General features: G+C 58.3%; 7 protein-coding genes. All 7 read right to left on the bottom strand.

Features of this window, described 5'->3' with window-relative positions; translation table 11 throughout:
- The coding region (locus tag FAA86_RS24035; protein WP_183954790.1) for a NapC/NirT family cytochrome c at nt 1-233 on the bottom strand (233 nt) is incomplete at its 3' end.
- 3 nt (nt 234-236) lie between these two features.
- A complete protein-coding gene (locus FAA86_RS24030; protein WP_136543804.1) occupies nt 237-728 on the bottom strand; it encodes a nitrate reductase cytochrome c-type subunit in 492 nt (163 codons plus the stop codon).
- Nucleotides 698-3,202, bottom strand: coding sequence for a periplasmic nitrate reductase subunit alpha (gene napA / locus FAA86_RS24025; RefSeq protein WP_136543802.1), 2,505 nt, complete (start codon nt 3,200-3,202; stop codon nt 698-700). The genes FAA86_RS24030 and napA overlap by 31 nt, the downstream gene beginning before the upstream one ends.
- Nucleotides 3,177-3,470 carry a chaperone NapD gene (locus FAA86_RS24020; protein ID WP_136543801.1) on the bottom strand — a complete coding sequence of 98 codons (294 nt, stop codon included), beginning with the start codon at nt 3,468-3,470 and terminating at the stop codon, nt 3,177-3,179. Before FAA86_RS24020 ends, napA begins: the two co-directional genes overlap by 26 nt.
- Nucleotides 3,451-3,801 (bottom strand): 4Fe-4S binding protein, encoded by a 351-nt coding sequence (locus FAA86_RS25255; RefSeq protein ID WP_425467456.1) that lies wholly within the window; start codon nt 3,799-3,801, stop codon nt 3,451-3,453. Before FAA86_RS25255 ends, FAA86_RS24020 begins: the two co-directional genes overlap by 20 nt.
- A gap of 161 nt (nt 3,802-3,962) precedes the next feature.
- Nucleotides 3,963-4,157 (bottom strand): periplasmic nitrate reductase, NapE protein, encoded by a 195-nt coding sequence (gene napE / locus FAA86_RS24010; protein ID WP_246035190.1) that lies wholly within the window; start codon nt 4,155-4,157, stop codon nt 3,963-3,965.
- 193 nt (nt 4,158-4,350) lie between these two features.
- The coding region (locus tag FAA86_RS24005; protein WP_136543796.1) for a helix-turn-helix domain-containing protein at nt 4,351-4,794 on the bottom strand (444 nt) is incomplete at its 5' end.

Below are 4,794 nucleotides of genomic sequence, written 5' to 3'. Positions count from 1 at the left end.
CGGTTCGAAAAGTGGATGGTCCTGGTCATCTCCTCGTAGACGTTGGTCTTCATTTCGTGACAGCTGACGCAGAACTCTTCCGTATTCGTGAGTTCAAGCGCCGTGTTGAACGCGCCCCAGAACATCACGCCGCCGACAAAGCCGCCGAGCGTCAGGAAGGCAAGGCTGAGCGTCGCCGCTGGCGTCGTCAGAACACGCCATGTCCATGCAAACAGGTTACGGAGCCACTGCATCATTTAGTGCTCCTCGCCCATCAGCTTGACCCCCATGTCGCTCATGTCGCGGAAGGTATTGCCGACCAGCGGATTGATCTCCGCCTGCGGTACGTGACAGGCGGTACAGAAGTATCGTCTCGGCGAAACATCTGCCAGCATCTGCCCTTCCCGCGTGATGTAGTGGGTGACGCTGATCATCGGTGCCCCGGACCCTTCCGTGAACTCACGCTTGTGGCAGGAGAGGCATCGGTTGGTGTTGACCGACAGCTGGTAGCCTTCGGTGGAATGCGGAATGACCGGAGGCTGGTCCGGATAGGCGCGCATCTTGCGCACGTCATCGACATTCCATTTCGGCAGGGGCTTTGCCGGGATGCTTTTCATCTGCTGGGGCGGGCCGGACAATTGCGGAACCGATTGTGCGACCACGCCGCCACCGATGAGACAGGCTACAAAAAGGGCAACAATACCAAGTCGGCCTTTTGTCAGGCCACGGGAACGATCTTGACTGCGCATTTTTTGAAATCCGTTTGTTTGGAGATCGGATCGGTGGCGTCAAGCGTCACCTTGTTGATCAATTGGCTGGCGTCGAACCATGGAACGAAGATCACGCCGGGCGGCATGCGGTTGCGGCCGCGGGTCTCGACGCGTGTCCGCATCTCGCCGCGACGCGAGACAATGGTGATCTCTGCCCCCTGATTGATCCCGCGCTTTCGTGCGTCGTCGGCGTTCATGAAGCAACGGGCGCCGGGGAAAGCCTTGTAGAGCTCGGGTACTCTCATCGTCATCGAACCGGAATGCCAGTGCTCCAGCACGCGGCCTGTTACCAGCCAGAAATCATATTCCTCGTCCGGCGATTCGGCCGGCGGTTCATAGGGCACTGCCAGAATGACCGCACGTCCGTCGGGTTTGCCGTAAAAACGAACCCCTTCGCCAGGCTTGACATAGGGGTCGTAGCCCTCCCGGTAGCGCCATTTGGTTTCCTTGCCCTCGACGACCGGCCAACGAAGCCCCCGTTCCTGATGATAAACGTCATAGGGCGCCAGATCATGGCCATGTCCGCGCCCAAACTCGGCATATTCCTCAAAGAGGCCCTTCTGGAGATAAAAGCCAAATGCTTCGGCTTCGCGATTGGCATAGTCGGCGTCCACCTCGGAGAGAGGGTATCGGTCCACTTTGCCGTTGGCGAACAGCACCTCGAACAGTGTCTTGCCGCGGTAATCAGGGTTCTGCGCCAAGATCTCCTCGGTCCAGACCTCATCCGTCGTGAAGCGTTTGGAAAACTCAACCAGCTGCCAGAGGTCCGAGCGCGCTTCGCCCGGCGCATTGACCAGTTGATGCCAGACATGTGTCCGGCGCTCCGCATTGCCGTAAGCGCCTTCCTTCTCGACCCACATGGCGGCCGGAAGAATGAGGTCGGCAGACATGGCCGTCACTGTCGGGTAGGCGTCGGAGACGACAATGAAGTTGTCCGGGTTCCGGTAGCCGAGATAGGTCTCGTTGCTGGTATTGGGCGCCGCCTGGACGTTGTTGTTGACCTGGACCCAGTAGAAGTTCAGCTTGCCGTCCTTCAGCATCCTGTCCTGTTCGACGGCGTGGAATCCCGGTTTGTCTGGAAGAAGACCGTCCGGAAGTTTCCAGATTTCCTCGGCGTGATGCCGATGCTCTGGATTGGTTACGACCATGTCGGCAGGCAGGCGATGTGCGAAGGTGCCGACTTCGCGGGCCGTTCCACAGGCCGATGGTTGGCCGGTCAGCGAGAAGGGGCCGTTGCCCGGCTCAGAGATCTTCCCCGTCAGCAAATGCAGATTGTAGATCATGTGGTTTGCCCAGACACCGCGCGTGTGCTGGTTGAAACCCATGGTCCAAAGAGACATGACCTTGGTGTCGGGGTTGGCATAGAGCTCAGCGAGCTGCTCTAGAAAGCCCGGATCGGACCCCGTCAGTTCAGCGACTTTTTCCAAGGTGTAATCTGCGACAAAGGCCTTGAAGCTGTCGAAATCGATCGGCTCCATCTTGGTCGGGTCGCCGGCGTTCTTCGCCTTCATCTCGAGCGGATCCTCGGCGCGCAGACCATAGCCGATATCGTCCACGCCTTTCATGAAGGTCGTATGCGCGCGAACGAAATCCTCGTTCACCCGGCCGGTCGAGATGATGTGATTGGCGATATAGTTCATGATCGCCAGATCCGTGCTCGGCTTGAAGATGATCGGAACGTCGGCCAGATCCATGCTGCGATGGGTGAATGTCGAGAGCACTGCTACTTTGACATGCTCGTGGCCCAGGCGCCGGTCTGCAAGGCGTGTCCACAGGATCGGGTGCATCTCGGCCATGTTCGACCCCCACAGCACGAAAGCATCGGCGTGCTCGAAGTCATCGTAGCAGCCCATGGGTTCATCCATGCCGAAGGTGCGCATGAAGGCGTAAGCCGCGGACGCCATGCAATGGCGGGCATTGGGGTCGAGATTGTTGGAGCGGAAGCCAGCACGCATCAGCTTGGTTGCGGCATAACCCTCGAAAATCGTCCACTGGCCGGAGCCGAACATGCCGACCGCTGTCGGTCCTTTTTCCCGCAGAACCTTCTTGCACTGCTCGGCCATGATATCAAAAGCTTCGTCCCAGCTTACCGGCTCGAACTCGCCGTCCTTGGCATATTGGCCATTGCGCTTGCGCAGGAGCGGTGTGCTCAGGCGATCCTCGCCATACATGATCTTTGAGAGGAAATAGCCCTTGATGCAGTTGAGGCCCCGGTTCACTTCAGCCTGCATGTCACCGTGTGTGGCGACAACATGCCCTTCCTTGACGCCAACCATGACGCCACAGCCAGTGCCGCAGAACCGGCAGGGTGCCTTCGACCATTTGATCTCCAGCGCTTCGACGCCACCGGGAACGGTCTGGGCATGGGCCGGCAAGCTGATGCCGGCGGTCGCTGCCGCAATCGCGGCAGCATGGGCCTTGAGCAGACTACGCCGCGTCAGGTCTGTGTCCATTGATTAAACCCTCCTCCAAATTCTCTGCATGCTCGAAAACCATATTTGCCGCCATGACATCCGGAAGGCCTGAAATGGCGGCGAGTGTCGCTCCCATCTCGCCGCTGGACCTGCCTTCAATCACGATGATGATTTTGCCGCGATCTGCGGCATGCACTTCGACGTTCGGGATCTCGGATAATTCTGCAATGACACCATTCGCGGCTGCCGGTGAGGTCAGGACGACTGCACTGGAAACATGGTAACGTTCAGGGTTGCGCATCGACATGCGAGCCACTCCTTACCGATATGGAAATTGCGTTCGTCGGACAGTGGCCGATGCAGAGGCCGCAGCCGGTGCAGCTGTCCTCAACAACTGAAGGATGCCATGGTCCGCCGGCGCGTGGACGAAACCGGATTGCGTCGGTTGGACAATGGTCACGGCATAACTGACACTCGACACTGTTGAGCGCCAGACAATGCGACTGCACCTGTGCCTTGTGGGAAAAGGCGAGATCGTCATCGAAGAAGACATCCGCATGCGGACAGATCTCGCGACACCGGCCGCAGAAATTACAGCCGTCGAAGGAAAAATCGAGCGTTGGGATGCCGGATTGCATCGAGATGATCGATGTCGGACAGTGATCGACGCATGCCCTGCATTGCTCGCAGATCTCTGCCAAGGGACGTATGAGGCCTGGTGGCAGGGTGTGGACCTTCTGCTTGATTTGTCCTCGAAGGAGGGCTCGCCGTGAAAGTAAGGTCACTGTCGCCTCCTCGCTTAAGCCGGAGGACCGGGCGGACCGGCGATGATCTGATACATCCAGACCATGAAGCCGAAGCCTCCGACGGCCGCTACCGCAAGGATCGGCCAGATGCCAAAGGCGAGAACGAAAAATGTCACTAACTCGGATCGACGCCGTATGCGGCGGTCGGAGGCAGACAGTGTGGTGGTGTTCTCGGTGCTGTGATGCACGGGCGCTCCTCCTTCTTCCTCGCGGGGAATGGTACGGAACATCACAGGTTTGTCAATCAAAGTAATGTTTCGTGATATCGCAATGGTTGTGTAAGCCGTCGGGCGCCTCGGTGTCGCCGGAGGCAACAAGCCGATGAAGAGTATTGAAAAAAGCCGTGCTCAAAGTCTCCATTCGTCCAATCGTTTGCCCCGCTCAATTGCTCAGCATGCGCAGCTTTTCCGGCTTTATGATCTCGATACAGCGTGCATTGCGAAGCGTGATGATGCCCATCTCCCTCAGTTTCGAAATCGTGCGCGAGACTGTTTCGATGGTGAGGCCGAGATAATCGCCGATGTCGATACGGCTCATGGGCAGGTCGATTAAGTCAGTGCCACCTTGGCGATCAGCCAGATCGACCAGGAAAACGGCTATCTTTTCCAGTGAACTTTGGCGGCCGACGACGAGCAGGTGCTCTTGGGCGCGTATCATTGCCTTCAAGGCAACACCAACCAGACGCTCGTTGAGCAGGCCGCCCGCCGTGCGTTCGACAGTAGTCAGGCCGGTATTCACCATGGCCTCGGCATAGAAACTGTGGGTCTCGTTGATCTCGAAACCGAAGGTCTCGCCGACGAGATGAAAGGCGACGATCTGCCTGCG

The organism is Rhizobium rosettiformans W3 (genome assembly GCF_004912135.1).
Taxonomy (GTDB): Bacteria; Pseudomonadota; Alphaproteobacteria; order Rhizobiales; family Rhizobiaceae; genus Allorhizobium; species Allorhizobium rosettiformans.
The sequence above is the reverse complement of the archived record's forward strand: the minus strand, read 5'-3'. Positions and strand labels throughout refer to the sequence as shown.

Excerpts from the sequence above, each read along its gene's own strand:
- FAA86_RS24030 (WP_136543804.1), bottom strand. The coding sequence starts at position 728 with ATGCGCAGTCAAGATCGTTCCCGTGGCCTGACAAAAGGCCGACTTGGT.
- napA (WP_136543802.1), bottom strand. The coding sequence starts at position 3,202 with ATGGACACAGACCTGACGCGGCGTAGTCTGCTCAAGGCCCATGCTGCC.
- FAA86_RS24020 (WP_136543801.1), bottom strand. The coding sequence starts at position 3,470 with ATGTCGATGCGCAACCCTGAACGTTACCATGTTTCCAGTGCAGTCGTC.
- FAA86_RS25255 (WP_425467456.1), bottom strand. The coding sequence starts at position 3,801 with ATGCAATCCGGCATCCCAACGCTCGATTTTTCCTTCGACGGCTGTAAT.